Raw genomic sequence first — 26,912 nt, forward strand, 5'->3', positions numbered from 1 at the left:
CGGCGTCCCCCGAGTCAACACGTCCCGGGTCCCGTCCGACTGTCCCAGAACGCGACAGACATGACGACCGTTCGGGTGGTGTCGCGAAGTCGGACACTCTCGGCGGGCGCCCGGCCGCATGCTCCTCGGCCATGGCGAGCGCGGAGTCCGCGGAGCTGCGGACGATCTACCAGAGCTGGAGCGACCGGATGGCGGCGGCGCCGGACATGGACCTGCCGACGTTGCGGGACCTGTTCGAGGAGTGGCACCTGCCCACCGCCGAACCGACCGGGGTGACCTACGAGGAGGTCGAGGCGGGCGGGCGGCCCGCGCTGTGGTGTCTGCCGCTCGACGCGGCCGACGACCGGGTGCTGCTGTACCTGCACGGCGGCGGTTTCGTCGTGGGGTCGATCGCGACGCACCGCAAGCTGGCGGGCCATCTCGCGAAGGCGGTCGGCGCGCGGGCGCTGGTGCTGGAGTACCGGCTCGCGCCCGAGCACCCGTTCCCGGCGCAGGTGCAGGACGCCGTCGCGGCGTACCGGTGGCTGCTCGCGCAGGGCTACGCGCCCGAGCGCATCGCGACGGCGGGCGACTCCGCGGGCGGCAACCTGGCGATCAGCACCGTCCTGGCGCTGCGTGCGGAGGGCGTCCCGCTGCCCGCCGCGATCCTGCCGATGTCGCCCTGGCTGGACATGGAGCACGTCGGGAAGACCCTGGAGGCCAACGCCGACACCGACGCGCTGGTGCAGCGCGCCGTCGTCGAGGCGATGTCCGGGATGTTCCTCGGCGAGGACGGGGACCGGCGCGACCCGCTGGCCAACCCGCTGCACTGCGACCCGACCGGCCTGCCGCCCTGCTTCATCGCCGCGGGCGGCCACGAGACCCTCCTGGACAACGCCGAGCTGTTCCACGAGAAGGCCCGCGCCGCGGGTGTGGACGCGACGCTCGAGATCACTCCGGAGATGCAGCACGTCCACCCGTTCTCCGCGGGCCGCGCGCCCGAGGCGGACGCCACGATCGCGGCGATGGCGGCCTGGGTCCGCCCGCGCCTGGGGCTGGAGGCCCGATGAACACCTACGACGTCGTCATCGTGGGGGCCGGGTTCTCCGGCCTGGCCATGCTGAACCGGGTCCGCGAGTCCGGGCTGTCCGCCCGGGTGATCGAGGCGGGTTCGAACGTCGGCGGGACCTGGTTCTGGAACCGCTACCCGGGCGCCCGGACCGACAGCGAGTGCTACTACTACTGCCTGTCCTTCAACAAGGAGCTCGTCGCGGAGTGGACCTGGTCCGAGCGCTACCCGGGGCAGCCGGAGATGCAGCGCTACCTGGAGTTCGTGGCCGACCGCGCCGACCTGCGCAAGGACATCACGTTCTCCACGCGGGTCACCGCCATGGAGTACCGCGACGAGGGCTGGGACGTCTCGCTGGACTCCGGTGAGCAGCTGCGCAGCCGGTACGTCGCGACGGGGCTGGGGTTCCTCACCGACCCGCACGTCCCGGACTTCCCCGGGCTGGACACGTTCGCGGGCGACCTGCACCTGACGTGCCGGTGGCCCGCCGAGGGCGTGGACCTGCGGGGCAAGCGGGTGGGGGTCATCGGCACGGGGGCGACCGGGGTGCAGGCGATCCCGGTGATCGCGCAGGAGGCGGCGGAGGTGGTCGTCTTCCAGCGCACGCCCAACTACGTCGTCCCCGCCCAGAACCGGCCGATGGACCCGGACGAGATCGCCGACCTCAAGGCCCGGCACTACGAGATCCTCGCCAAGGCCCGCGCACACTCCTTCGCCATGCCGTTCGACGCGGGCCACGGCGCGGCCATGGCGGTCGACGAGGACGAGCGGCAGCGGATCTTCTCCGACGGCTGGGCCCGCGGCGGCTTCCGGTTCCTCTTCGAGACCTTCGACGACCTCATCCTCGACCCGGCGGCGAACGAGGCGGCCGCGGAGTTCATCCGCTCCAGGATCCGCGAGATCGTGCACGACCCCGCGACCGCGGAACTGCTCTCGCCGCGCGGCTACCCGTACTCCGGCAAGCGCCCGCCCGCGGGGCACGACTACTACGAGGCCTACAACCGGGACAACGTACGGCTCGTCGACGTCTCGGCGAAGGGTGCGCCGATCCAGGAGATCACCCCGACCGGGCTGCGCACCGCGGACGCCTCCTACGAGCTCGACGTCCTGGTCCTCGCCACCGGCTTCGACGCCGTGACCGGCGCGCTCACGGCCATCGACATCCGCGGCCGGGACGGGATCACGCTGAAGGAGAAGTGGCAGGACGGTCCGCTGACCTTCCTGGGCACCACCACGGCGGGCTTCCCGAACCTGTTCATGATCACGGGTCCGTTGAGCCCGTTCGCCAACCTGCCGGTGTGCATCGAGAAGAACGTCGAGTGGATCGGCGCGGCGCTCGACCACGCGGCCGGGCGGGTCGTGGAGGCCACCGAGGAGGCCGAACAGGACTGGGCGCGGCAGACCCGCGAGGCCGTCGAGCCGACGCTGCTGACCGAGGGCGAGGGCGTGCACACCTGGTTCCTCGGGGCGAACATCCCGGGCAAGGCGCGCGGGGTGAACGTCTGGTTCGGCGGCGCGAACAACTACTTCCGGATCTGCGACGAGAACGCCGACCAGGGCTTCCCCGGTCTCACCCTGCGCTGACGCGCCCGTGCGTGGTAAGTGGTGCCAGAGCACCACTTACCACTCACGAGCGACGGAGTCGCCGATGGCGAGCTGGAGGACCGGCACCTCGGGCTGGCGGTACCCGCCGTGGCGCGGCACCTTCTACCCGACGGGGCTGGCGCAGCGCCGCGAGCTGGAGTACCTCTCCCGTGCGGTGTCGTCGATCGAGATCAACGGCTCGTTCTACTCCATCCAGACCGCCTGGCCGAGCTGGCGGGACGAGACGCCGGAGGACTTCCTGTTCTCGGTGAAGGGCCCCCGGTTCGTCACCCACATGAAGCAGCTCAAGGACGTCCGGGTGCCCGTGGCGAACTTCCTCGCCTCGGGCGTCCTGGCGTTGGGCCCCAAGCTCGGGCCGATCCTCTGGCAGCTCCCGCCGCGGATGCTGTTCAAGCCGGACCGGATGCGCGAGTTCCTCGCCCTGCTGCCGCGCACCACCGCGCAGGCCGCGGAGCTGGGCACGGAGCACGACGAGCGGATCGCGAACCCCGTGCTGCACACGGACGACCGACCGCTGCGGCACGCGATCGAGGTGCGCCACGAGAGCTTCCGGAGCACGGAGTTCCTCGGGCTCCTGCGTGAGCACGGGGTCGCCCTCGTCGTGGCCGACACCGCGGGCAAGTGGCCCTTCCTGACCGAGGTGACCGCGGACTTCGTCTACTGCAGGCTGCACGGCAGCGAGGAGCTCTACGTCTCCGGCTACACCCCCGAGGCGCTCGACGCGTGGGCCGAGCGGATCCGCGGCTGGCTCGCCGACGGCCGGGACGTGCTCGTCTACTTCGACAACGACGTCAAGATCCGGGCGCCCTACGACGCGATCGCGCTGGCCGAGCGCCTCTCCTGAGCCACCCGGTGGGCGACCAGCATCCGCCGCCCCACCAGCACCCCGGCGCCCGCGACCAGCATCGCCGCCGCCGACACGAACCACGCCACCGTGAACGACGCGTGCGTGGCCAGGAACCCGAACCCGATCGGCCCCACGAACCCGCCCGCGTAGACCCCGACCTGCACGATCGCCGTCGCCGCGGCGGGGGCCGAGGGGTTGAGCCGCACGACCGCGTACTGCAGCAGCCCGGGCCACGACCAGCCCAGGCCGAACCCGAGGACCACCCCGGCGATCAGCGTGACCGGGCCGGGGACGGCGAGGAGCGCGAGCCCGACCGCACCGGAGAGCAGCGAGCCCGCGACGAACGCGATGTGCGCGCCGCTGCGTCGGTCCGCCAGATGGCCGTGCAGCATCCGCATGACCAGGCCGACGACGCTGCCGAGGGTCAGGACGAGCCCGCCCGTCCCCGGATCCACACCTTGATCCACAGCTGCGGACACCAGGAAGATGCCGAGGCCGGTGGCGGCCGCGGCGCCCAGGCCCGCGGCGGCGCCGATGACCGCCAGCGAACCCGTCGCGCGGTCCTCGGGGACGGCGCGGTCCCGCGTGGCGGGCCCCGAACCCCGCGGCGCCGCGGCCAGCGCGGTCAGCGCCAGCCCGGCGGCGATCACGAACGCCCACCGCCATCCGACGGTCAGCGCGACGGCGGGCACCGCCACCCCGGCCAGCAGCGTGGCCAGCGGCACCGACGCCTGCTTGACCCCGAACGACAGCCCCATCCGGTGCTCCGGCATCGACCGCGCCAGGGTGAGGTTGGAGGAGAGCTGGCCCATCACGTTGCACCAGGCGCCGCACAGCAGGATCGCCACGAGCGAGGCGTAGTTCCACGGCACCAGGCCCGTGAGCAGCATGAACCCGGCCGCGCCGCACACCGCGACACGGCTGGTGCGCCGCGACCCCCACCGCTCCACGAGCTTGCCGACCGGCAGGGACGCCAACGCCGACACGCCGAAGTAGAGCGCCACCACCAGCCCCAGCGCCGCCGGGTCGAAGTGCAGCTCCGCCCCGATCTGGACGCTCAACGCGCCCAGCAGGAACACCGGCAGGACCGTCGAGGTGGTGATCGCGACGGCCCCCGCCCCCACCCGCACCGCACTCTGCTCAGCCATCGTGAGCAAGGCTAAACGGCTCGTGAGTGGCGATGGTCGCCAGAGCGACCATCGCCACTCACGGGCGCTTGCGCAGCTCGAACTTCTGGATCTTCCCGGTGCTGGTCTTGGGGAGGGACTCGACGATCTCGACCTCGCGCGGGGCCTTGTAGCGGGCGATCGTCGACTTGACGTGCTCGATCAGCTCCTCCGGCGTGGCCTCGCCGGAGAGCACCACGAACGCCTTCGGGCGCTCGCCCCACTCCTCGTCCGGCACCCCGATCACGGCGGCCTCCAGCACCGCGGGGTGCGAGACGACGGCCTGTTCCACCTCGATCGTCGAGATGTTCTCGCCGCCGGAGATCACGATGTCCTTCGCCCGGTCGCGGAGCTCGACGTAGCCGTCCGGGTGCACCACGCCGAGGTCCCCGGAGTGGAACCAGCCGCCCTCGAAGGCTTTCTCGGTGGCGGCGGGGTCGTCGTAGTAGCCGGTCATGACGTTGTTGCCGCGCATCACGACCTCACCCATGGTCGTGGCGTCCGCGGGCACGTCCCCCATCTGCTCGTCGACGACGCGGACCGCGTCCGTCTGCAGCATCCCGACGCCCTGCCGGGACTGCAGCCGCGCCCGCTCCTCGGGGTCGAGGCCGTCCCACGCGCGCTGGTACTGGTTGACGGTGTAGGGGCCGTAGGTCTCGGTGAGGCCGTAGACGTGCACGATCCGGAAGCCCATGCGCTCCATCTGCAGGATCGTCGTGGGGCTGGGCGGCGCCCCGGCCGTCGTGACGACGAGCTGGTAGTCCAGCTGCCGCGCCTGCTCCGCCCGCATGATCGTGGTGACGACCGTGGGGGCACCGTTCAGATGCGTCACCCCGTGCTCGCCGATCAGCTCCCAGATGCGGTCGCCGCGCACCTCGCGCAGGCAGACGTGGGTGCCGCCGATGCCGGTGACCGCCCACGGGGTGCACCAGCCGTTGCAGTGGAACATCGGGAGCGTCCACAGGTAGACGCTCTCCGGGGTGAACCCGGAGTGCACGATCTCGCCGAACGAGTTCAGGTAGGCGCCGCGGTGGCTGTACTGCACACCCTTGGGGCGCCCCGTGGTGCCGGACGTGTAGTTGATCGAGATCGTGGACTCCTCGTCCGCGACCTCCCACGGGATCGGGGCCTCGGTGCCGCGGGCGAGCAGGTCGTCGTAGCGCACACCCGAGCCCACGCCGTCTCCCGGGTCGGCCGGGTCGATGACCGTGATGATCTCCTCGACGCTCTTCAACCCGGACGCCACCGGGGCGACCCGGGGGTGCAGCGCGGCGTCCACGACCAGCAGCTTCGCGCCGGAGTGGTCGAGGATGTACCGGATCTCCTCGGTGGACAGCCGGGTGTTGATCGCGACCAGCACGGCACCCGCCAGCGGCACCGCGAAGTGCGCGACGAGCATCTCCGGCAGGTTCGGCAGCAGGTAGGCCACCCGGTCACCGGGCTGGATCCCGGAGCCGCGCAGGCCGTGCGCCACCCGCGTGACCTCGGCGGCGAACTCCGCGTACGTCGTGCGGCGCTCGCCGTAGACGATCGCGGTGTGGTCGGGATACACCTGCGCCGAGCGGCGGAGCAGGGCCAGCGGGGTCAGCGGGGTGTGCCAGACCGGCGTCATCCGTCGATCCTGACCGCTCGGGCGCCGGCGTGCTACCCCTGTGAGGGGATGTCTGACGGGTCAGGCATCCCCGAGCGTGATGGCGGCCTTCGGGCAGGCCCGAACGGCCTCCTCGACCTTGGCCCGCAGGGACTCGGGCGGGTTCTCGTCGAGGACGTAGAGGAAGTCGTCCTCTCGGACCTCGAAGACCTCGGGCGCGGCCGCCATGCACAGCGCGTTGCTCTCGCAGAGGTCGAAGTCGACTGTGACCTTCATGCCCTCATGGTGCTCCCCGCAGCCGGGGACCGCCGGACTGAGGACAGCCTTCCTCGACGTCGGCGCTGGTCACGGGCTTGGCCTGCAGCCGGGAGCCCATGGGGGTCAGCTCCCGGGTGCGGGCACACGGGGGCGTCGGCTCGACCGCCAGCGCCGCCCGCGCCGCCTCGGCCAGGAGCGAGGGCGCCGGCGCGGGCGGGGTGGTCACGGGGAGGCGGGCGGCGGTGGGCGGCGGTGCCGCCCGTGCCGGGGCGGGCTCGGGGGGCGCGGCGCCCACGGCGACCGCCGCCGTCGCCAACGCGGCGACGACGAGCAGGCCGAGGACGGCCGCGGACACGGCGACCACTCGGGTGCGGAGCATCGGTCTCTCTCACGAACGGGGGAGCGACGGCCGGGGAGCGGACCGTCGACTCCTCATCGGGTGAGAGACCGGCGCGTTACACGATCGGGTGACTACTCCGAGCCCGTCAGCCGCGCGTAGACGACGACGTTGTCCCGGTAGTTGCGGGTGGCGGCGTCGAACTCCCCGCCGCAGGTGATCAACCGCAGCTCGGACCCCGCGGTGTCCCCGTAGACGTCCTCGGTCGGGAAGGCCGACTTGTCGTACCGCGCGACCCGGTACGCGGTGAAGACCGCGGTGCTCCCGTCGGCGCGCGGCACCCTGATCCGGTCGCCCTCGCTCATCGCCTTGAGGTTGGTGAACGCCCCGGGCACGCCCCGGTAGTCCACGTGCGCGGCCAGCACCGCGGGCCCCGGCGCGCCGGGTGTGGGGCCGAGGGTGAACCAGCCGACCGTCGTCGCGTCCGGCGGGACCTCCAGCGCGCCCGCGCGGTCGATCCCGAGGCGCATGAGCGGGCCCGAGCGCACCCCGATCGTCGGTACCCCCAGACCCACCGGGTCCGACGGCGCCAACGCGGCGATCGGGGCCGCGGCCGGTCGCGTCGCGGCCGGCTCGGCCGCGACGGGTGCGGGAGCCGGCGCGGGGGCGGGGGGCGGGGTGCTGCAGCCCGCCAGCGCGGCCAGCAGCAGGGCGGCGGCGAGCGCCCGGACCCTCATCGGAGGCCGGACCCGCCCGTCGCGACGCCCCCGAGCGGGAACACCGCGACCTGACGGCCCTCGGTGCCGAACGCGTTCTCGCAGGCGATGCCGTCGTCGTCCGCGTCGAGCCGCTCGGGGTCGGAGGGGTTCGCGGTGAGGGCGGCCTGCGCCTCGGCCTGCGTGGCGAAGTCGGCGCAGTCGCGGTCGGCGACGGCGGGGGGCGCGCTCGCACCCCCGTTCCCGCCCGCGGCCGCCACGAACACCGGAGCGGCCTCGTGGGTCGGCTCCGGGGCGGACTCCTCGTGCTCGGAGGTCTCCTCCACCGGCTCGTCGGCGGGGGCGGCAGGCGTGGTGGGGGTCGTGGTCACCGGGGCCTCGGCGCCGCTCGTGGGTGCGCCCGGAAGCGACTCGCACGGGATCCCGTCGCCGTTCCGGTCCATTGCGGCCGGGCGGCCCTGCGCCCTCCAATAGGCGTCCGCCTCCGCCCACGAGCTGAACGTGGTGCAGTTGCGGAGGTCGTCGGCGACGGCCGGTACGGCCGTCCCGAACAGGAGCGCCGCGGACGCGGAGACGAGTACGGCGGCGAGTCGGGTCGTGCGGGAAGGCATGCGTGTCCCATCGGTCGGGCTCGGCGGCCGCGTCCCTGCGACCGCCGTGCCCGACCTATCGCCCTCATTACCCCGCCATTACCTCACCTCATCAAAGGTGACTACTCCTTGCGCAGGACCGGGCGCAGTGCGTCGAGGATGTCGGGGTTCTCGATGGTGGAGGGCACGGGTTCGTCGAGGCCGTCGGCGATGCCGCGCATGGTCTTGCGGAGGATCTTGCCGCTGCGGGTCTTGGGCAGGGCGGCGACGACGGCGATCTCCTTGAGGCTGGCGACGGCGCCGATCTGGTCGCGGACCATCTGGACGAGCTCGGCGCGCAGCTGTTCGGGGTCGGGGTCGGCTCCTGCTTTGAGCACCACGAACCCGCGGGGGATCTGGCCCTTCATGGTGTCCGCGACGCCGATGACGGCGCACTCGGCGACGTCGGGGTGGGAGGCGAGGACCTCCTCCATCCCGCCCGTCGAGAGCCGGTGTCCGGCGACGTTGATGACGTCGTCGGTGCGGCCCATGACGAACACGTAGCCGTCTTCGTCGATGCGGCCGCCGTCGCCGGTGAGGTAGTAGCCGTCGAAGGCGGACATGTAGGAGGAGACGAACCGGTCGTCGTCGTTCCACAGGGTCGGGAAGGCCCCCGGGGGCAGCGGGAGCTTGACCACGATCGCCCCGTCCTCACCCGCGGGCACCGGCTTGCCCGCGGCGTCGAGGATCTGGACGTCCCAGCCGGGCAGCGGTTTCGTCGGCGAGCCGGGTTTGACGGGCAGCTGCTCGATGCCCACAGGGTCGGCGACGATGGGCCAGCCGGTCTCGGTCTGCCACCAGTGGTCGATCACCGGGATGTCCAGCAGCGCCGATGCCCACCGGTAGGTCTCGGGGTCCAGCCGCTCCCCGGCCAGGAACAGGTACCGCAGCCGCGAGAGGTCGTACTTCTTCGCGTAGTCCCCGTCGGGGTCCTCCTTCTTCAGCGCCCGGAACGCCGTGGGGGCGGTGAACAGGGACCGGACCCCGTGTTCGGCGCAGACCCGCCAGAACTGGCCCGCGTCGGGGGTGCCGACGGGTTTGCCCTCGTAGAGCACGGTGGTCGCCCCGGCGAGCAGCGGGGCGTAGACGATGTAGGAGTGCCCGACGACCCAGCCGACGTCGGAGGCGGTGAAGATCGTCTGCCCGGGCCCGACGTCGTAGACGTTCGGCATCGACCAGGCCAGCGCGGTGGCGTAGCCGCCGCCGTCGCGGACCACGCCCTTGGGCTTGCCGGTGGTGCCGGAGGTGTAGAGCACGTACAGCGGGTCGGTGGAGCGGACCGGGACCGGCGCCGCGGGCGTCGCGCGCGCCACCGCGTCGGCCCAGTCCAGGTCGTCGGGGCCCATGGCGGCCTCGGCCTGGGGGCGTTGCAGGATCACCCGCTTGCCCGGCTTGTGCGTGGCGAGCTCGATCGCCTTGTCCAACAGGGGCTTGTACTCGATGACCCGCGTGCCCTCGATCCCGCACGAGGCGGAGACGATCACCGCGGGCGTGGCGTCGTCGATGCGGACGGCGAGCTCCTTGGCGGCGAACCCGCCGAACACCACCGAGTGCACCGCGCCGAGCCGGGCGCAGGCGAGCATCGCGATCGCGGCCTCGGGGACCATCGGCATGTAGACCACGACCCGGTCCCCGACTCCCACCCCGAGATCGCGCAGGACTCCGGCGAAGCGGGCCACCTCTTCGGTCAGCTCACCGTAGGTGTAGGTGCGCTGGGTCCCGGTGACCGGAGAGTCGTAGATCAGGGCGGCCTGGTCGCCGCGACCTGCGGCGACGTGGCGGTCCAGGGCGTTGTGGGCGACGTTGAGCACGCCGTCGGGGAACCAGCGGTAGAAGGGCGGGTTCGACTCGTCCAAGGCCCGTGTCGGGGCCTGCTCCCACTCCAGCGCCCGGGCCGCGTCCAGCCAGAACCCCTCCCGGTCCTGCACCGCGGCCTGGAAGACCTCCTCGTACGCACCCACCGGCGACCTCCTGACCTCGACGTCTCTGCGGCAGACCCTAAGGCGTTTCTCCCGACGGGGACACCGCCGCGCTCGCCGAGCAGGCGCTCACAGGAGGTGATGTCGGGTCCACGTAACGTCACCCGGCGCGGGGCCGATACGCGAATGGACGGGCGTGATCGTTCGTCCGGGTGAACGGCTCTTCCCTCGAAAGGGGCACAGGTGCGCGCACTGCTGGCGTGGCTGACCGGGGTGGCGGCGCTGTTGAGCGTGGGCCTGGTCGCGCTGCCCCCGTCGGCTGCTCCCGCTTCGGCGACGGCGCCCGCGCCGGACTGCGGCGCCGCGTGGGTCGGCGCGTGGCGCACGAGCCCGCAGCCCGGATCGGGCGCGGACGTCGCGGGCCGCACACTGCGCATGATCGCGACCCCGCAGGCGACCGGCACCGAGCTGCGCATCCGGGTCTCCAACCGGTTCGGTGCCTCCCCGCTCCAGGTCGGCTCGGCCTCGGTCGGGCTCGCCGGCGCGGGGGCGGAGCTGGTGTCGGGCTCCGGGCGGCCGGTGACGTTCGACGGCGCGCCCGGCGTCGTCGTGCCCCCGGGGGCGGAGTGGGCGAGCGACCCGGTCACGTTCGTCGCCGAGCGCGGACGGGCGGTCGCCGTCAGCCTCTTCGTCCCGACCGCGCCCGCGCTCGTCTCGGTGCACCCCGTCGCGCTCACGACCTCCTACGTCTCCGAGCCGGGGTCCGTCGTCGACGACCCGTCCGGCGCCGCCTTCACCCGGCCGGTGACCTCGTGGTCGGTGCTCTCGGGGCTGGACGTGCTGACCCCGCGGACCGAGCACGCCGTCGTCCTCGTGGGGGACTCGATCACCGACGGGGTGGGTGCCACGGCAGGCACCCGCTGGTCCGACGCCCTCGCCGAGCGCCTCACCGGGGCGCTGACCATGCCGGTGCTCAACGCCGGGATCTCGGCGAACCAGCTGGTCGCGGGCGTCAGCGGGCCGCCCCCCGCGCAGCGGTACGCGACGGACGTGGCGGACGTGCCGGGGGCGACGGACGTCGTGCTGCACATCGGGACCAACGATCTGGCCGCCGGGCGGTCCGCCGGGGAGGTCACCGCGGGGCTGGCCGGCTACGCCGACCGGGCGCGGGCCGACGGGCACCGGGTCTTCCTGACCACGATCACGCCGTCGAACGCGGGGGCGCACGGCCTGGCGACGGCGCAGCGGGACGCGGTCAACCGCTGGCTGCGCACCGAGGGTGCGGCCCACGCGGACGGCGTGTTCGACTTCGCCGCCGCGGTCGCCGACCCGAGCGACCCGACGCGCCTGGCCGCGGCCTACGACTCCGGCGACGGCCTGCACCTCTCGCCCGCCGGCTACCGCGCGCTGGCCGGCGCCGTGGACGTCGGACGGCTGACGGGCAGCCCGTGCCTGGCCGAGGACGCCGCACAGGTGCGGGCCTCGGCCGCACGCTGAGGGCCGGTGCCTACACGGTGCGCAGCGGGCCGGTCGGGGGCTCCTCGCGGCCGAGCCGTTCGACGAGCCAGGTCGCGGCGAGGGCGGCCGGGGTGACGCCCTGCTCGGCGGCGACCCGACGCAGCTCCTCGGCCTGGATCCCCGGCAGGCGGACCTGCAGCGTCTCGCTCAGGCTGCCGGTCGCCGCCGGGTCGGGGGCGAGGGCGGCGAGGTAGGAGTCGAGCTCGGGATCGTGCGGTTCGAGCTCGGGAACGGGCGCGGCCCGTCGCGCTCCGTGCTTCGGTGCGTGACGGGCCATGGGCCGACAGTAGCCCTACGCCAGGGTGTAGCCCGCCTCGACCACGGCGGCCTCGATCTCGGGACGGGCGAGCGGGCGGTCGCTGGAGATCGTCACCGCGCCGCTGTCCAGCACGACGTCCACCGACCGGACGCCGGCGATCTCGCCGACCTCCTCCTGGACCGAGCTGGTGCAGTGGTTGCAGGTCATGCCGACGACGGTCACGGTGGTCTGGAACGGGGTCTGGACGGTCATCTCGACTGCCTCTCGGTGCGTTGCGGGGAGCTGTCAGGACTTGACGAGCCGGGCGATGGCGTCGGCGGCTTCCTTCACCTTCGCGGCGCCCTCCTCGGGGGACTGGCGGGCGGCGTCGACGACGCACCCGGCCATGTGCTCCTCGAGCAGCTCGAGAGCGAACGACTGCAGGGCCCGGGTGGCGGCGGAGACCTGGGTCAGGATGTCGATGCAGTACACGTCGTCGTCCACCATCCGCTGCAGGCCACGGACCTGGCCCTCGATCCGGCGCAGCCGGCGCAGGTGTGCCTCGCGCGAGTCCGCGTATCCGTGCATCCCGCCTCCGCTCGTCGTGTCGCTCGCCGCCCAGCATACCCCTCCGGGGTACGGGCGGGCCGCCACCCCGTTTGTTCGGACGGTGTCCGGGTCGTGACGCAACGTCGTGGTCCTCACCCGGGAAGGGGCATGCGCCGACGGTCTCGGATGGGTAACGTTCCGGCCACGGCCACGGGGGTGGTCGGCGGGAGGCTTCGGGTCGACGGACGCGGCGCCGGTCGGGGGATCGGCGGTCGTGCGTCTCGTCGTGCCCGCAGGTCCGTGCGGTCCACCCCACGGGCGTTCGGGGTGCGACACGAGGGAGACGCCGTTGAGCGGGATCGTGAGGACCGGAGTCGTGAACGAGGGTGTCGCCGCATCGGACGGGGAGGACCGCGGGTCGATCCCGAGCCCGCGCAACGCCGCGGACGCCTACCGGGTGTCCGACGAGGAGCTGCACCGCGCCCGCAAGGTCGTCGCCGACAACTCGCAAGGCCCGGACGATCTCCGGCTGCTCCTCGACATGCTCGGCCTGGTGTCCGGCAACCCCGATCTGCCACCCCCGGTGAGCCGCTGAGAACTGTGCGGCAGGTCTCACCGGGGCCGCATCCGGCGAACCGACCCGCTCTCGACCGCCCGCACCCCCGCTGAGCTGGGACGATCCAGCGGGGGAGGGGTGGTGGTGAAGCCCGGTGCGGGGTGTCGTAAGCTCTCCTTGCTCCCAACGGACAGCCGTTGGAGGTCGAGGACAGCCTCCGGGTCGTCCGAGCCCCCATCGTCTAGCGGCCTAGGACTCCGCCCTTTCAAGGCGGCAGCGCGGGTTCGAATCCCGTTGGGGGTACGGTTTCACAGCAAGGCCCAGTGGCGCAGTTGGTTAGCGCGTCGCCCTGTCACGGCGAAGGTCGCGGGTTCGAGTCCCGTCTGGGTCGCTTCACTCTCCAGGTTCCGCTCCGGAGCCGGGGCCAGGTAGCTCAGTTGGTACGAGCGTCCGCCTGAAAAGCGGAAGGTCGGCGGTTCGACCCCGCCCCTGGCCACACCTTCTCACCAGCGGATTCTCCGCTCGGCACCGTCCCGATCTCCCCGGTTGACGGCAACCGTGACGGCAACGTCATCGGAGTCTCTCGTCCAGTTTCAGCAGCGCAGCGCGCTTCTCGGCCAGCGAGGCGTGGGCGTAGATGTTCATCGTCACGCCGATGTCCGCGTGCCCGACGATCTCCCGCACGATGTGCGGCGGCACCCCGAGATCGAGCAGCAGGCTCACGCAGGTGTGGCGCAGGTCGTGGAACCGGACCGGCCCCAGCCCGAGGGAGGCGCGGAGCGGGTGCCAGCTCCGACGCAGGTTGTCCGGCTCGATGGGCGTGCCCACGGTCGAGGTGAACACGAGCCCGCTGTCGGTCCAGCGGCCCTCGCCGGCCTGGCTCGCCTCCCACGCCTGCTTCGCCTTGTGCGACTTCAACGCCTCGACGCACAGCCCGATCAGCGGCACGGTGCGCTCCGAGCTCAGCGTCTTGGCCGGCACGAACCGGAGCTCCCCGTCGACCCGTTGCAGGGTCTGGACGATCTCCAAGGTCCCGGCGGTGAGGTCGACGTCCGACCAGCGGAGTCCGAGCAGCTCGGCCCGGCGCATCCCCAGGTAGAGCGTGAGGACGTACAGGGCGTGCAGCCGGTCGCTCGCGGAGGCGGTGACGAGCTTGCGCGCCTGCTCGATGTCGATGCCCCGGTGCACCCGATAGCGCGGGGTGGGGACCGAGACCAGCCGAGCGACGTTGCGGAAGACGATCTCCTCCTTCACCGCGTTCTGGAGCGCGTTGCGGAGCACGGCGTGGACCTGCTGGATCGTCCGGACGGACGGGAACGACTCGCAGCAGTCGCCGACCGCGCAGCACTTCCGCTTCTTCTCCGGTCGCCGGGCGTCGATCCCCTCGGCGCAGCAGCGGCAGCGGTGCTCGACGACGGCCAGGAGCCGGCGCACGTCCGCGGCCTGGAGGCCCTTGAGCCGCTTGCGGCCGAGCACCGGCACGATGTGCACCCGCACGACGACCTCGTAGCCCTGGTGGGTCTTGGGCTTCGCGGTCGGCCGGACGACGTGCTCGAGCCAGTACTCGAGGTAGCGGTCGACGGTCCAGGACTCCGACGGCATGGGGATGCCCTGGCGGGACAGGCGTTGCAGCTCCGAGAGCTTGTCGAACACCTCGTCACGGGTCTTGCCGTAGACGCGCTGGCGCCGTCGCGAGCCGTCGGACATGAGCACATAGGCCGCGCCCTCGTAGCGCCCGTCGGCCCGCGGGTAGATCGTGCCCTCCCCGTTCGCCCGCTTCCGGGCGCGCCGAGCCGGCGGCATTAGGCGACCTCCTCGTCGGCCTGGGCCACGAACTCACGGATGGCGTCGACCGGGATGCGGCGGACGCGGCCGATCTTGCGCGAGCGGAGCTGGTGCGTCCGGATCAGGTCGTAGACCCGGGTGCGGCTGATCTGCAGCGTCCGAGCCGCCTCCTCGACGGTCAGGAACACAGGTTCCACGGTTCTCTCCTTCCTCGATCAGCTGGTGATGGACAGTTCCTCGCGGGCAGTGAGCCGTTGCGCACGAGCCTTGGCCGCCGCGGTGTTGGCGAGCAGGGCGTCGGCTGTGGTGTGCCAGCCGATCCCGGCGAAGGCCAGGGAGTTGATGACGACGGTGGTGTCGTCGTCCTCGGGCGCTGGCTCATCGGGGCCGGTGTCGCGGAGCTGGGCGCGGCGCCAGTCGCGGCGGGCCTGGCGCAGGGCGCCGAGGGTGGTGGAGTAGCGGCGGCTCTTGGTGGAGAAGTGGCCGCCGAACCCGAGCATGTGGGCCCAGCGGCGCAGCCGGCCGTAGCCGGCGTTCCAGCGGCCGAGGGGTGAGTCCGGGTCGAGCGGGCCACCACCGCCACGGATCCACGCGTCTTGGCCCTGGCGGACGTCGGCGGGCTGGGTGCCGAGGTCCCAGCAGGCCCGGATGAGCCGGCCCGGATGGGTGGTGCGGTCGCCGTGGATGCGGGCGGTCTCTTCGTCGAGGCGTTTGGAGGCGTGGCCGGTGATCTCGGTGGCCTTGGTGGCGTACTTGGCCAGGTAGCCGGCGACGGCGCCGGTGGTGATCTCCCCGTGGTCGTCGAGGTCTCGGACGGTGAGCCGGACCTGTCGGGGTTCGAGCTGGGCGCCCCAGGCGATCTCCCACCCCTCGGGTCGGTCGGGGTGCAGCGGGGTGGTGAAGGACGTGGCGCGCATGGCCTCGGCGAGCAGCTGGGCGAGGTGGCCGGGGCCGATGCCGAAGGGCGGGGCGATGATCTTGTCGGGATCGAGGGGGTCGACGCCGTCGAGCCGGACCATGGCGTGGATGTGCGCGACTCCGCGGCGCTGGAACTCGGCGACCTTGGCGTAGGACAGCCGCAGGCGGGTGCCGTAGCGGTCCCCGAGGCGGCGCAGGGCGCGGTTGGCGGTGTTGGTGGTGCGGCGCCACAGCTCGCCGGCGTAGCCGTTCCAGACGGCCTGGTGGGCGTGGTCGTAGCAGTCCAGGCACAGCGGACGCCCGACGGCGGGGTCGTCGTCGCGGTGGCGGGTGCGGCAGTCGAGGACGACGCCGTGCGGACAGGTCTGCGGGTCGCGGCGGGGTCGGCAGGGGCGGCCGTCGCGGTGGTGGGCGTGGACCGCGCCGAAGGAGGGGGCGGTGCCGGTGAGGAACACACACGGGTGCTCGGCGACCGTGGCGGGGACGCCCTTGCCGCCGGCCAATCCGGCGCGGACGAGCTGGAAGGTGTCGGCGCGGTAGGTCTCGGCGCAGGAGGGGCAGACGGTGGCGCGGCGGTTGCCGCAGGGCACGTAGATCACGCCGTCGGGCATGTCCGCGGTCGCGGTGCTGCTGGTGATCCGCCCGGTCGCAGTCTCCACGTGGTGGATCTCGCCGGTGAGCCGGATCGGGTGCGAGCAGCCCGCGGCCGCGGTGATGTGCCCGCGCCAGCGGTCGAAGTCGGGTGACCCGGCCCGGCGGACCAGCCCGTCGACGAGCGCCTGTGGGGTGCTCATCGGCACTGCACGCCCTCGATGGAGCCGTCCGGCAGGGCTCGGACTACGGCCCGTTCCCCGGTCTGGCACGGGTCCACGATGGTGATCGACGAGGAGCCGGCCTTGCCGGTGGGGGCGATGGCGGCGCTCTCGGCTGCGCCGATGAGGCGGAGCACCACGATCACGGTGGCGACGGTGACAGCCAACCCAGCAAGGAACCTGATCACCGGGGCCTCCCGGGCCGGTGCGCGTCACAGGCCGAGCCGTGACCCGCCCACCAGGCGCGGCGCAGCAGGGAGGCGACCACGGCGATCGTCGGGACGTCCCAGCAGGCCAGCCAGTCGATGATGCGGTGGTCGTAGTCGCCGAGCGGGATGCCGTCGAGGTGTTCGAGCAGGGCGGCCCGGTTGTCGATGTGGATGCGCGAGCGCCACTCGTCGGCGGTCTCGAAGCCGAAGACCTGATGCCGCATGTCGTCGGGGTGGTCGTAGGGGCGGTCGCAGCCGCAGGGGCGGGGTGTCGATCGGCTCGTTCATGCCGCGCTCCCGCTGTCGGGGTGACCGGCGATCCGGCTGATCTCGACGTCGGACAGGTAGGCGCAACGCATCCGGCGCGGGATTCCACCTTCGGCGAGCAGCAGCCCGACCCCGGGCGTGGTGGGGTCGATCTGTGAGGCGTCGAAGCCGCGCGAGTGCCAGCCGTGCCCGAGCACGATGTCGGAGCTGGTCTCGGTGGTGCAGCGGAACGCGAGCCGGTAGCCGAACAGGTCCCGCAGGCTGGTCGGGATGATGTCGGCACTGGGCCGCTGGGTGGCGGCGACGACGATGATCCCGGCGGCGCGGCCGCGGGCGATGACGTCGCGGAGCAGGAGCGAGAAGGTCTCGCGGGTGCGCTTGTCCCCGGCGGTGGCGGAGTAGTAGGCGAGTTCGTCGATGACCAGCATGATCGGGTGGTTGCCGTCCCCGCGGCTGATCTTGCGGAGCTTCCAGCCGTCGAGCTGGTCGTAGCGACTGTCCATCTCGGCCTGTAGCTCGCGGAGCCGGTCGATCGCGTCGTCGAGCGAGGAGCCGACGAACACCTCGGCGCGGTCGCGCCACAGGCCCAGCTCGACGCGCTTGCCGTCCATCAGCCACAACCGGCAGTCGGAGGCGAGGGCGGCGTGGGCGACCAGGTTGTTCAGGGCCCCGGACTTGCCTGCGCCGGGCTCGCCGGCGGTGAGGAGGTTCTTGTAGATCAGGGTGATGTCGACGGGGCAGGCGTTCTCGTCGATGCCGAGGTAGATCGGGTCATAGATCGACAGCGGCCCGTACTCCGTGGCGCGCTTACGCATGGCCGGCCTCCTCCAGCGGCGGGACGGGGACGAGGTGCGTGCGACTCAGCGGTGAGGCCACGGCGGGCCCGGTGAGCGGGTCCCGGCGGACGACCTCGACCACGACGATCGCGGCCAGGCGTCGTGTCGGAACCACACGGGCGTCGCGGGCCCAGCCGGACACGGCGTAGTAGGACGCGGCGACCTCGATGTCCTGCAAATCGATGCCCGCGCGCAGCAGCACCCAGACCCGCTCGCCGACCGGTGTCGGACGGGCCCAGAGCAGCAGGGGCAGGTTTCCCGAGTAGTTCATGACCCGCCGCTCCACGAAGGTCGAGCGCAGCCGGTGCCGGACCATGACCGCATAGCCGCGGTGGACCAGATACCGGCGAGACGCCGGCCAGACCACGAGGACCAACACGGTGCCGCCGAGGGCGGTCCCCGCGGCCCAGGCGGGCATCTGCTTGGTCAGCCAGACCCACGCCGCGAGCAGGAGGCCGAGGATGAGGAGCTCGGCGCGCCAGCGGATCAGGAGCCCGACGAGCCGGGCCGGGAGCGAGCGCTGCGGGCGGGTGAAGACCTCGAAGGGTTCGGAGCGGACGAGCCGGTCGGAGTGCGAGCGCACCATGAGCCGGCCCCGCTGCTTCGCGGCGCGCATCAGGCGCTCTTGGCGGCGGCGAGGGGGCGGACCTCGTCGGCGCGGTAGGCGACGCCGTCGCGGCCGTTGCGGGCCCAGGGCATCGCGACGAGCCGGACGAGGCTGACGGGCTGGCCCTGGTGGAGCTGCGGCGGCTCCGGGGCGGCGATCGTGACGGTGATGGTGTCGGCGCCCTCGGCGTCCATGACGACGAGCTGGGCGGCCCAGAGCGGGGCGCCGGTGCGGCGGTCGAGGCGGTGGACGCCGTTGTCGTCGAGGCGGCGGTCGAAGGGGCGGCCGACGGTGAAGTTCATCTGGCTGGTGTCGATCAGCAGGCGCACGGGTGGTCTCCTGTTCGAGGGGCACGGGGTGGTGCCTCACCAGGAGAAGCCCGAAGTCGCGAAAGGACCCGGACAAACTGTCCGGGTCTGTTCTGGGAGGGGTTGCGCGGTGCGGGGGAGTGCTATCGCGTTGCCGCAGTGACCTGCTCGACCAGGTCCAGGATGGCCGACCACGGGAGGGGACGGCCGGGCGGGGCCTCTCGCGGCTCGTAGAGCGGCCAGACGTCCTCGCCGGTCACCAGGTGTACCCCAGCGGACCCCAGGGCCGCCAGGTGAGATCTCCAGGCGGGGTGGCGAGTGTGCGCGGCGTTGACCCGCGGGAACACGACCACCGGGACGACGCCGCCCCCGATGGCCTCGTTGACGGTCGTGAGGGCCTGGTTGTCGGAGATCCCGAGCGCGAGCTTGGCGACGACGTTGGCCGTAGCCGGCGCGACGACGTAGCAGGAGATCGGCGGGTGCGGGCTCTTCTCGCCGGGCATCCGCGGGGAGCTGCGCACGAGGTGCCCGGTCAGCTCTTCGAGCTTGGCCGCCTCCCCGCTCTCCTCCAACCAGGTCGCCGCGGTCGGGGTGAGGGTGACCGCGACGTCCCAGCCGCGCTCGATGGCCGGCTCGACGAAGTCAGCCCGGATCGTCTCGGCCCCGCCGGCGGCGCAGGCGACGAGCCCGATCGTCCCCCGACTCACGCCACCGCCCGGCAGCGCTGCGCGAACGCCAGCAGCTCCGAGGAACGCGAGCCTCCCGTCACCGGGGACCGCCGGTGCATGTCCTTGACCATCTCCCGCACGGAAGCACTGTGCCGCACGAGAGCCGGCGCCTGCCGCTCGGCGTTCAGCAGGAGGTCCAGGGCCTCGGTGTCCTTGGCGAGGTAGGAGAGCGCCCGAGCGACGTCGATCATGTGCGTGACCCGCCGCTCGACGGGCAGCTCCTCGGCGCCCACCTGCTGCCCGTGCTCGGCGACCCACGCGACGTCCCCGAGATCGAGGCCGGCGGAGAGCCGGTGCAACTCGACGTTGGTGGGGCCGAACCCGGTCTGCCAGTAGTTCGCATCCACCCCGAGCTGCTCCGCAGCGCGAGCAGCCCGCCCGAGCAGTTCAGCCGCGGTCGCCCTGTCCTGGTGCCTTGCCGCCGCCACGGCCGTGCGCAGGTGAAGCATCCCGAACAGGCTCAGGGCCTCCAAATCGCCATCGGCCACTCGCGGCTCCAACCATCGCGCGGCGGTTTCGCCGAGACGAAGCGCATCGTCGTACCGCCCAATGGCGAGCAGCGCGTGAGTCGCCGCACGAGCAGCGGAGGCCAGAACCAACGGATCGCCGGACTCGTCTGCTGCTCGCATGGCTCGCTCAGCCGCGATCCAGGACAGATCAGACTCCCCAACCTTGCTGAGTGTCGTTGCCGCGAGGTGATGGACGCGAGCCGAAACGGCCCATGCCGAAATACTTGCATCAGCCCCGACTTCTGCGTGCTGTTCCAGTTCCTGCGCTTCACGGATCAGGCGAGGGAGTGAAGCAACGACGTCGCCAATCCTACCGGCCTGATAGGAAGTCCAAGCGAATTCGACCAGGCGGGAAGACTGTTCTACGTCCAGCGGCTTCGCCGGAGCTTCAGAGACGGCGAATAGAGTTCGGGATAGCTGGCCTGGCGCCATCAGTGCATCGCGAATAGCCGGAACGTCGTCTCGTCGATCTTCACCCTCAAGTAAGACTGGCTGGCCCATCAAATCAGGAAGCGACACTCGCAGAACCTTCGCCAGATCGGCAATTAGTTCGACGTTCCGAAGCTGTCGCTCACCACGCTCGATCTTACTGAGCCAGTCAGTCCTCCGGCCTACCAAGTTCGCAAGCTGAGTTTGCGTTAGTCCACGGCGGGCGCGATAGAAGGCAACTCTCTGCCCTAACGCTAAAGTGTCGCCAGCCCCACGCATGTGAAAATTCTACGCCCCGCGAGCCCCTGCGTCTAGGGCTATCAATCGTGAAGGATGTGCAGATGCAGGTATGTCCGGGTTTAACTCCGCGATCTATTCCGCAGAGTCAGTCCAGCTAGAAGAGAGCTAGATGTGGAGACGAGGCCGTATTTTGATGCCGTACCCCGACTAGCCAATCGACTGTTTCGCGCGGACATGTGTCGGTCGACGAAGTGTGCACCGAGCCGCTGACTGTGAGCGGCGCTTGCAAGCAAGCTAAATACGGGTACACCAGCTCGGCCCTGAACGCTACCGAGTACGATCTTCCCTCTTGTGAGAGCGAAGGGGCCTTTCGGACAACCGAGGTCACCTGTGAGGAGCCAACTAGGTTCCCCGTCAAGATATTCCGAACATCGTTAGCGCGGAACTTCGGCGAGTTGTCAGGCTGAAAGCCCAGTGGTTCGGCAGACCGGCAGATCAGTGCGAAATGACTACGGCGGCCAGACACGCGACTTGTTACCGCCGAATACTCAGGCAGTTCGAAAGTTGAGCCATCTATTCCGGTAGCTTCCCGCCACAATTGCACTGCCGCGGGCGAGACATCGTGTTCCTTGGGCTGGGAAAGCATCTCAGTAAACAAGACCTCTGGGTGTGGCTCATCGTCAACCAGCTTTAGAAGAGAGGGCCGAATGCTGTTGCCGATACCCCACAGAAAGACCCCGCCGTTCTGCTGGCGCTCGTACTCTTTGCGCGCAATGATCCGGCCGGCGGGCTCCCCCGCCTCCGTGCCGAACTTGCTCCAGCAGAACGCCCTCGGCACGGACACCGCAACCCCTCACCCTCGGCAACTAGCACACCCTGTCAAGTCAACGCGCCAGCAGCGCGCTGGTGACGGCCGTACCTCCTGGATCGCGGTAGGCTAGCCGTGTCGAACGATCAAGATCAAGGCTTGGGCCGCGTCACCTGGGAGGGGGAGTAGCTGTGGCAACGCTGCGCTCTTCCCTCACTAAGGAGCTCCGTAGCGCTGGTCTTACGAGGTCGGCCATTGATGGCGTATGGCCAGAATGGTGGAGCGACGAGGCAGAGCAGTCTGTGTCGGCGGTCGCTGAGCTTAGGTTTACGGTAGCGCGCCGACTGGGCATCTCGCCTGGCTCCCTTTTCGAAGGAGAGCCCAAGTTTGTATGGCGAGACAGTGCCAAGTTCAAGAATCTTGGTGATGCCACGATTCAGGAACAGGACGTCTTGTCTTCGTTCGGCGTTGCAGTCGCGCGGGCGCTAATCGCTGGAACGCCGCCGGGGGCAGGCTTTCAGGCATCAAATCCGGAATTTGTTCGTGGTGCGCTGCTGGATCGCATACCTCACCTAGATATGCGCACAGTCCTGTCGCTCTGCTGGGACATGGGCGTTCCGGTCATTAAGGCCAACCTGCTTCCGCTACGTCGTAAGCTGATGCAGGCAATGTCGGTGAGAGTTGGCGACCGGTATGCAATCCTTATTGGCCGCGATTCTAGTCACCCGGCATGGGTTCTATTTATCATCGCGCACGAACTTGGACATATCTCGAATGGCGATCTAGTAGACGGCTCCGCGCTATTAGAGATGGCTGATCCACTTGAAGCTGAGGGCCAGGATAACGAAGAACATGAGGCGGACCGGTTCGCGCTCAAGTTGTTGACCGGTCAGGCCAATTTCCAGGTATTGCCGAGTATTGAGCGCTACAATTCTGCCGAAGTGGTTCAGGCTGTTACTCAATGGGCTCCACAGCTGCGGGTAGACCCCGGATTTCTTGCCCTCAGTCTGGCGCATTCTACCGGCCGCTGGAGGCAGTCAATGACTGCATTGAGGCACCTTCCCGGCCAATATTTCGAGGACCTGGGGGGCAGCATCAACTGGCTCGCATCCGAGCGTCTTGAATGGGACTCGCTCAGTGATGAGAGGGCCTCATACATCCGGGCGATCATGGGCGCTGGTCAGTGACAATTGATCTCGCGGTCGACAACGACATTTTGATCAAGTTGTCCTGTTATTCCATGCTGGATGACCTCCCAGGGGCGGCAGGTAGAGAGTCGGGATCCGCTGTCCACGTCTTGGGTGCGGCACGCTTTGTCGTACCAAGCGCGATTGCGCGGAGTAGCAGGATTACTGACAAAGGCCGGGCGCTAGAGAATTTCCGGCGCCTTTTGGATCATGCCGACCAACTCGAACCGTCTAATGCGGAAGTTGCTCTGGCAACAGAGATCGAAGAAATAGCGCAACGGGAAGCCGTCGAGATGGATGGCGGAGAAAGCTTGCTCTGTGCAATAGTTATTACACGAGTCTACGACTATCTCGTTACTGGGGACAAGAGGGCAGTAATAGCTCTTGAGCAGATGCGGGAACTGCTGGCCATCCTGAGTGATCTTGACGGGAAAGCGGTATCGCTAGAACAGTCGATCGCCTGGCTAGTCGTCGCTCTCGGGGAAGAGGAGGTCCGGGCCCGTGTGTGTCGCGAGAAGGACGTTGATAAGGCTCTTAGCGCATGTTGCAGCTGCGCGTCTCTCCATATCGCACTCTCCCCTGACAGTGGATTAGAGAGCTATATTGATGATCTTCGGCGACAGGCGCCTCATATTCTTTCCGAGACGTAGAGACTTAGCTATTTCGCAGGAAGACTGCATAGGGGTCAACCAGCTCCGCAATCAGGCCAATCGGGACGCCCTCATCCTCGTCCACGACTGCCTCACTGGTTACCTCTAAGCAGGCCTTGTCAACACGGCCTTTTACGTAGCTGCTCCCTGCCTTGCCCAGGCTCTTTCCGATCGCGACCTTCGTCTCGGCCAGATGGATCTTAGTATCGACTTGCTCAAGGGTGCGGATACAGAGAGCATACCTCGATCCGAGAACATTTATGCCCTGGGGAACAGGTGTCCAGATTTTGCCATCTTGCGAGTACTCGTCTGCCCTGACAGGGTCGGCGAAGTGCTTTGATTTCATAGGCTGCATCGCAAGAACAATTGGTTGCTCGTCAGTCGCTCTCGTTCTCGCAAACGGCTGAACCATCGTGGTCGGGTGACAAGTATTACCGCCGTACCCCCACATGGCCATCCCCTCGTCCTCTATCTCGCGCTGCTTGCGCTCGATGATATCGGAGAGCTCCTCTTTCGCGTGCGTTCCGACCTTCATATAGAGGATTGCGCTACCTGGCTCGAACACGCGCTCGTCACTCCTCTTCGATCAGCTGAAACTCGTACTCGTCGTCGGACGCTACCCCATAGTCTACGCGCTTCCGTTCACGTACGTAGCGAACACGGGGAGATTGATCCAGTCCGTAGAAGTTGGCGAGCCTACCGGGGTCGGTTATTGCAGAGCTGTTTACTTTCCGCCCATTTCCCGGTACTGAGCTCAGGATGAGGTTGCACGATCGGAGGTCGGGGTTGTCGTCCAGGTGATACTCATGCAGACGAGGCATCATCCGGCTAACGTAGAAGCCATTTTGCGACCCAAATCGCTGGACTTCACCAAGGACTGACTTTGGCCAGTCGAGGTGCTCGTCGTCTGCAATAACGATCATGCCATCTCCGCTGTAGCCTATCGCTTCCATTCCTCGCTGCGCGAATACGTTGACGCTCTCGCCGTTATTGCTCGCGCCCCAGGGCGGGTTGGTGTAGAAGTAGTCGTAGATCTGCCCTGACGGGAAGGCGTCCAGGCAATTGTAGAGCTTGCCCTCAAGCGAAGGGATTCGCTCGCGGTCTGCGAATCGATTGATTGCCCCTACGATGCGTTCGTCGAAGTCGAAGACGGTAATCTTAGACGGGCCGTAGTCAATGATGTCCCTAGCGAACAGGTAGGCGACGCAGACGGAGATGGAGTCGCCGTCGCCGATGAATGCGAGGCTCTTGCCTTTAGCCCAGTCCGCTACGAATTCACTCTGCATCACCATGTCGCCGGTCTTCATGTAGATCTGATCGAATTCACGAATCGGGCGTGGGCGATTCTGGATGACGTCCGACACCGCGTTGATAGCTGCCTTAAGATCAATATCGCGTGGCAAGTCGAATCCCCCAAGCGTGTCCGTCCTCTGCCCGTCCAGTGTGCTCGGAATGGGTCGGCTGCGCGCTTGCCGACGGGCGGGGTGCGGCGAGGCGGCGGAAATTAGCGCCGGATGGCCTGTCTCGTCAGCGGAATTCAGTGACCGCTGCAGGGCTGCTACCGGGAGACGCCAAATGCGCCCGCTCGCAAGCCTCGTTACCGAGGAGCACTTTCTGTACGTCTTCAAGCCGGCCCTAGCGGGCCGGGGCGCAGCCCTCCAAGCGCGCTCGGCCTTGCCGCTCCGCTCCCGGCCGGCGCGCCCGGGCAGCGCCGGGACCAGAACCGGGTGAGATGCAGAAGGCTCCGGGCCGACGGAGGCACTAGCTCGTCCGCAGCAATCGTCAACGACCGGGCCGACCGCATCAAGGCCGCTACGCGCACCACGACGCCGGCCCCGCCCAGGCTCCCGAGGATCGAGCACCGGAGGAGGAAAGGGCGGGGCCGGCGTCGTGGTGTTCCTGCCTTGACACGGCCGGCCCGGTCGATGAGGCGGCCAGGACGACGAGCAAGGCCGCGGAGTGAGTAGGGCGGAGAGTCAGCCGGGTGGGTCGTCGAAGTAGATCGTCAACGTGCTGCGGTAGGCCGTGTCGCCCTCCGACACCGGAGTGGGAGGCCTGTCGTATGGCTCCTCTCCCCGGGGCCAGACGCGGACCGCACGGAAGTCGAAGCCGTCCTGCTGGGCTGACTCCCATTCCAGTTCGACGAGCTGTCCTGCGTCGAGGTTGCGGTACTGATCGGGTATGGCGATGTTGCTGTAGTACGCCCAACAGCCACCAGGCGTCGACGGCGAGTCGATGACGCCCCAACCCTCCTCGTCGTGCCAGACGCGGACCTGACCCGGGGTGGACATGGTCGACATCATGAGCGAGGAGCGCGGCGGCGGGTACCGAGATTGACGGCAACCCTGACGGCAACGCACCCGGACGCAGCCGGTCGCAGCGGGTCCGGTCCTGCCCGATCCGGTGGCGGAGTGGGTGGAGCGCAGGCCTCGTGGTGCCTGAAAAGCGGAAGGTCGGCGGTTCGACCCCGCCCCTGGCCACACCTTCTCACCAGGCACTTCTTCCAGCCTGGCTCTCCCGAAACCGCTCAGCTGTAGCAACGGGGTCATCCGATCCGCTCCTGGAGCGGCGCCGACGCCGACGGTCGCGCGGCGCCGCGAGTCCGAGCTCACCACGCGTCCGGCTGGAACTCCGCGGTCACGTCGCGCCAGGACACGGGTTCGGCGCAGTGTGCGCACGTCAGGCGGGGCTCGGCCTCGTGGCCGCAGCCACGATGGATCAAGCGCACCGGGGGGACGTCGTTCTTGTACTTGTCTCCCCAGGCCATGACGGACACCAGCACCGGATACAGGTCGGCACCCTTGGCGGTGAGGCGGTACTCGTGCCGCACCGGCTGTTCCTGGTACTGCACCCGCTCCAGGATCCCCTCCGACACCAGCACTCGCAGGCGGTCGTTGAGCACGTTGCTACCGAGCCCCAGCTTGGCGCGGAAATGGTCGTAGCGGCGTTCACCGCGGAAGCATTCGCGCAGGATCATCATCGTCCACCGCTCACCGATCACCGACCAGGTGCGGGCGACGGAGCAGTAGAGCTCCTCCAGCTCGTCGTGCTTCACGGGCCGAGTGTAGGGCATCCCGTTCGGCCCCAACCAAGGACACTTTTCGAGTCTCAGCAGCTTGCTGGGGTCCCCTGTTGCCGGCTAGCCTCCACTTCGTTCGAGTCCCGCCGGCCTCGAACCCGCACGGTTCGTGGAGGTCGTCGATGCCCTACTACCAGTTCATCGTCCCGAGCGGCGGTGCGACGCTGCTCCACAAGGCGGAGGTCGCCGAGGCGATGACCACGGTCCACAGCGAGGTGACGGGCGCCCCTCGCGCGTACGTGCACTGCGCGTTCGTCGAGGTCGCCGAGGACGGCATCTACGTCGCCGGGAAGCGGGCCGACGGGCCGCGGATGGTCGGGCTCATCCGGGACGGCCGTTCCGTCGAGATCCGGTCGACGCTCATCCACGGGATCGCGGACGCCTGGTCCGCGATCACCGGGGACGCGAAGGAGGACCTGGCGATCTTCATCGAGGAGATCCCGGGTGCCAACGTGATGGAGGACGGCGCGATCCTGCCCGAGATCACGGACGAGCCCGGCGCCGTCTACTGACCGCTCGCTCCGCCCGTCGCTCGGTCTCGATCACTCAGAGGGAGAACCCGT

At 69.6% G+C, this 26,912-nt stretch carries 32 protein-coding genes and 3 tRNA genes; 11 read left to right on the plus strand and 24 right to left on the minus strand.

All coding sequences use genetic code 11. From position 1 onward, the window contains the following. Positions 1-131: 131 nt before the first annotated feature. The 3 genes from BLS43_RS14775 to BLS43_RS14785 all read left to right on the plus strand — a co-directional run bounded on the left by BLS43_RS14775 (position 132) and on the right by BLS43_RS14785 (position 3,497). A complete protein-coding gene (locus BLS43_RS14775) occupies positions 132-1,049 on the plus strand; it encodes an alpha/beta hydrolase (RefSeq protein WP_093084403.1) in 918 nt (305 codons plus the stop codon). Further along, entirely contained in the window at positions 1,046-2,632 is a 1,587-nt protein-coding gene (locus BLS43_RS14780; RefSeq protein ID WP_093084406.1) for a flavin-containing monooxygenase, read from the plus strand. The genes BLS43_RS14775 and BLS43_RS14780 overlap by 4 nt, the downstream gene beginning before the upstream one ends. Before the next feature lie 64 nt (positions 2,633-2,696). Further along, the gene (locus BLS43_RS14785) at positions 2,697-3,497 is read left to right on the plus strand and encodes a DUF72 domain-containing protein (protein ID WP_093084409.1); all 801 of its coding nucleotides are present in this window, start codon (positions 2,697-2,699) and stop codon (positions 3,495-3,497) included. On the opposite strand, the gene BLS43_RS14790 is transcribed toward BLS43_RS14785, so the two are convergent. The 7 genes from BLS43_RS14790 to BLS43_RS14820 form a co-directional block, all read right to left on the minus strand. Further along, entirely contained in the window at positions 3,461-4,648 is a 1,188-nt protein-coding gene (locus BLS43_RS14790; protein ID WP_093084412.1) for an MFS transporter, read from the minus strand. The genes BLS43_RS14785 and BLS43_RS14790 overlap by 37 nt on opposite strands. A gap of 58 nt (positions 4,649-4,706) precedes the next feature. Then, the gene (locus tag BLS43_RS14795) at positions 4,707-6,278 is read right to left on the minus strand and encodes an acyl--CoA ligase family protein (protein WP_093084415.1); all 1,572 of its coding nucleotides are present in this window, start codon (positions 6,276-6,278) and stop codon (positions 4,707-4,709) included. A gap of 60 nt (positions 6,279-6,338) precedes the next feature. Continuing rightward, entirely contained in the window at positions 6,339-6,533 is a 195-nt protein-coding gene (locus tag BLS43_RS14800; protein WP_093084417.1) for a ferredoxin, read from the minus strand. A gap of 4 nt (positions 6,534-6,537) precedes the next feature. Continuing rightward, positions 6,538-6,894, minus strand: coding sequence for a hypothetical protein (locus tag BLS43_RS14805; RefSeq protein ID WP_143030058.1), 357 nt, complete (start codon positions 6,892-6,894; stop codon positions 6,538-6,540). A 92-nt stretch (positions 6,895-6,986) separates the two neighbouring features. Beyond that, entirely contained in the window at positions 6,987-7,589 is a 603-nt protein-coding gene (locus BLS43_RS14810; protein WP_093084424.1) for a class F sortase, read from the minus strand. Continuing rightward, the gene (locus BLS43_RS14815; RefSeq protein WP_093084427.1) at positions 7,586-8,179 is read right to left on the minus strand and encodes an excalibur calcium-binding domain-containing protein; all 594 of its coding nucleotides are present in this window, start codon (positions 8,177-8,179) and stop codon (positions 7,586-7,588) included. Before BLS43_RS14815 ends, BLS43_RS14810 begins: the two co-directional genes overlap by 4 nt. 101 nt (positions 8,180-8,280) lie before the next feature. Further along, on the minus strand, positions 8,281-10,158 hold the full coding sequence (locus tag BLS43_RS14820) for a propionyl-CoA synthetase (protein ID WP_093084430.1): 1,878 nt from the start codon (positions 10,156-10,158) through the stop codon (positions 8,281-8,283). Positions 10,159-10,359: 201 nt separating this feature from the next. Here BLS43_RS14820 and BLS43_RS14825 point away from each other — a divergent pair, with 201 nt between their 5' ends. Then, entirely contained in the window at positions 10,360-11,613 is a 1,254-nt protein-coding gene (locus tag BLS43_RS14825; RefSeq protein ID WP_093084433.1) for a GDSL-type esterase/lipase family protein, read from the plus strand. A 10-nt stretch (positions 11,614-11,623) separates the two neighbouring features. Here the strand turns inward: BLS43_RS14825 and BLS43_RS14830 are convergent, their stop codons facing one another. From BLS43_RS14830 to BLS43_RS14840, 3 genes are read right to left on the minus strand one after another with little or no spacing between them, the layout of a single operon-like run. Beyond that, positions 11,624-11,911 (minus strand): hypothetical protein, encoded by a 288-nt coding sequence (locus tag BLS43_RS14830; protein WP_093084436.1) that lies wholly within the window; start codon positions 11,909-11,911, stop codon positions 11,624-11,626. Between the two features lie 15 nt (positions 11,912-11,926). After that, on the minus strand, positions 11,927-12,145 hold the full coding sequence (locus BLS43_RS14835) for a heavy-metal-associated domain-containing protein (RefSeq protein WP_093084439.1): 219 nt from the start codon (positions 12,143-12,145) through the stop codon (positions 11,927-11,929). Positions 12,146-12,178: 33 nt separating this feature from the next. Further along, positions 12,179-12,460 (minus strand): metal-sensitive transcriptional regulator, encoded by a 282-nt coding sequence (locus BLS43_RS14840; RefSeq protein WP_093084442.1) that lies wholly within the window; start codon positions 12,458-12,460, stop codon positions 12,179-12,181. A 337-nt stretch (positions 12,461-12,797) separates the two neighbouring features. Here BLS43_RS14840 and BLS43_RS14845 point away from each other — a divergent pair, with 337 nt between their 5' ends. From BLS43_RS14845 to BLS43_RS14860, 4 genes are all read left to right on the plus strand, one after another. Beyond that, complete coding sequence (locus BLS43_RS14845; protein WP_093084444.1) at positions 12,798-13,016, plus strand: hypothetical protein; 219 nt, start codon at positions 12,798-12,800, stop codon at positions 13,014-13,016. Between the two features lie 191 nt (positions 13,017-13,207). Then, positions 13,208-13,280: transfer RNA gene (locus BLS43_RS14850), tRNA-Glu, on the plus strand. 14 nt (positions 13,281-13,294) lie between these two features. Further along, positions 13,295-13,368, plus strand: a tRNA-Asp gene (locus tag BLS43_RS14855). Between the two features lie 31 nt (positions 13,369-13,399). Then, positions 13,400-13,473, plus strand: a tRNA-Phe gene (locus BLS43_RS14860). A gap of 74 nt (positions 13,474-13,547) precedes the next feature. Here BLS43_RS14860 and BLS43_RS14865 read toward each other — a convergent pair. The 10 genes from BLS43_RS14865 to BLS43_RS14910 form a co-directional block, all read right to left on the minus strand. After that, positions 13,548-14,780: a site-specific integrase gene (locus BLS43_RS14865; RefSeq protein ID WP_093084447.1), complete on the minus strand. Its 1,233-nt coding sequence runs from the start codon at positions 14,778-14,780 to the stop codon at positions 13,548-13,550. Then, complete coding sequence (locus BLS43_RS14870) at positions 14,780-14,959, minus strand: helix-turn-helix domain-containing protein (protein ID WP_093084450.1); 180 nt, start codon at positions 14,957-14,959, stop codon at positions 14,780-14,782. Before BLS43_RS14870 ends, BLS43_RS14865 begins: the two co-directional genes overlap by 1 nt. A gap of 18 nt (positions 14,960-14,977) precedes the next feature. Next, a complete protein-coding gene (locus BLS43_RS14875; RefSeq protein WP_093085003.1) occupies positions 14,978-16,474 on the minus strand; it encodes a replication initiator in 1,497 nt (498 codons plus the stop codon). Next, complete coding sequence (locus tag BLS43_RS30015; RefSeq protein WP_176921335.1) at positions 16,471-16,638, minus strand: hypothetical protein; 168 nt, start codon at positions 16,636-16,638, stop codon at positions 16,471-16,473. Before BLS43_RS30015 ends, BLS43_RS14875 begins: the two co-directional genes overlap by 4 nt. 38 nt (positions 16,639-16,676) lie before the next feature. Further along, positions 16,677-16,925, minus strand: a complete 249-nt coding sequence (locus BLS43_RS14885; RefSeq protein WP_093084458.1) for a hypothetical protein — start codon at positions 16,923-16,925, stop codon at positions 16,677-16,679. Positions 16,926-16,985: 60 nt separating this feature from the next. After that, entirely contained in the window at positions 16,986-17,783 is a 798-nt protein-coding gene (locus BLS43_RS14890; protein ID WP_093084461.1) for an FtsK/SpoIIIE domain-containing protein, read from the minus strand. Continuing rightward, positions 17,776-18,420 (minus strand): hypothetical protein, encoded by a 645-nt coding sequence (locus BLS43_RS14895; protein WP_093084464.1) that lies wholly within the window; start codon positions 18,418-18,420, stop codon positions 17,776-17,778. Before BLS43_RS14895 ends, BLS43_RS14890 begins: the two co-directional genes overlap by 8 nt. Next, the gene (locus BLS43_RS30020) at positions 18,420-18,740 is read right to left on the minus strand and encodes a hypothetical protein (protein WP_093084467.1); all 321 of its coding nucleotides are present in this window, start codon (positions 18,738-18,740) and stop codon (positions 18,420-18,422) included. The genes BLS43_RS14895 and BLS43_RS30020 overlap by 1 nt, the downstream gene beginning before the upstream one ends. A 122-nt stretch (positions 18,741-18,862) precedes the next feature. Next, positions 18,863-19,426, minus strand: a complete 564-nt coding sequence (locus BLS43_RS14905; protein ID WP_093084470.1) for a flavoprotein — start codon at positions 19,424-19,426, stop codon at positions 18,863-18,865. Next, complete coding sequence (locus BLS43_RS14910) at positions 19,423-20,664, minus strand: helix-turn-helix domain-containing protein (protein ID WP_093084473.1); 1,242 nt, start codon at positions 20,662-20,664, stop codon at positions 19,423-19,425. The genes BLS43_RS14905 and BLS43_RS14910 overlap by 4 nt, the downstream gene beginning before the upstream one ends. Positions 20,665-21,624: 960 nt before the next feature. Here BLS43_RS14910 and BLS43_RS29420 point away from each other — a divergent pair. Both BLS43_RS29420 and BLS43_RS29425 read left to right on the plus strand, forming a co-directional pair. Further along, positions 21,625-22,620, plus strand: coding sequence for a M48 family metalloprotease (locus BLS43_RS29420; protein ID WP_143030060.1), 996 nt, complete (start codon positions 21,625-21,627; stop codon positions 22,618-22,620). 53 nt (positions 22,621-22,673) lie between these two features. Then, positions 22,674-23,270 carry a hypothetical protein gene (locus BLS43_RS29425; protein ID WP_143030061.1) on the plus strand — a complete coding sequence of 199 codons (597 nt, stop codon included), beginning with the start codon at positions 22,674-22,676 and terminating at the stop codon, positions 23,268-23,270. A 4-nt stretch (positions 23,271-23,274) separates the two neighbouring features. Here the strand turns inward: BLS43_RS29425 and BLS43_RS14920 are convergent, their stop codons facing one another. From BLS43_RS14920 to BLS43_RS14935, 4 genes are all read right to left on the minus strand, one after another. Further along, a complete protein-coding gene (locus tag BLS43_RS14920; RefSeq protein ID WP_218129830.1) occupies positions 23,275-23,835 on the minus strand; it encodes a hypothetical protein in 561 nt (186 codons plus the stop codon). Between the two features lie 7 nt (positions 23,836-23,842). Next, positions 23,843-24,634, minus strand: a complete 792-nt coding sequence (locus BLS43_RS14925) for a bis-aminopropyl spermidine synthase family protein (RefSeq protein ID WP_218129831.1) — start codon at positions 24,632-24,634, stop codon at positions 23,843-23,845. 612 nt (positions 24,635-25,246) lie between these two features. Next, the gene (locus tag BLS43_RS14930) at positions 25,247-25,561 is read right to left on the minus strand and encodes a hypothetical protein (protein WP_093085009.1); all 315 of its coding nucleotides are present in this window, start codon (positions 25,559-25,561) and stop codon (positions 25,247-25,249) included. 317 nt (positions 25,562-25,878) lie between these two features. Further along, complete coding sequence (locus tag BLS43_RS14935) at positions 25,879-26,325, minus strand: winged helix-turn-helix transcriptional regulator (RefSeq protein WP_093084482.1); 447 nt, start codon at positions 26,323-26,325, stop codon at positions 25,879-25,881. A gap of 146 nt (positions 26,326-26,471) precedes the next feature. Here BLS43_RS14935 and BLS43_RS14940 point away from each other — a divergent pair, with 146 nt between their 5' ends. Next, on the plus strand, positions 26,472-26,861 hold the full coding sequence (locus BLS43_RS14940) for a tautomerase family protein (protein WP_093084486.1): 390 nt from the start codon (positions 26,472-26,474) through the stop codon (positions 26,859-26,861). Positions 26,862-26,912 lie beyond the last annotated feature (51 nt).

It is taken from the genome of Pseudonocardia oroxyli (assembly GCF_900102195.1).
GTDB classification, from domain to species: domain Bacteria; phylum Actinomycetota; class Actinomycetes; order Mycobacteriales; family Pseudonocardiaceae; genus Pseudonocardia; species Pseudonocardia oroxyli.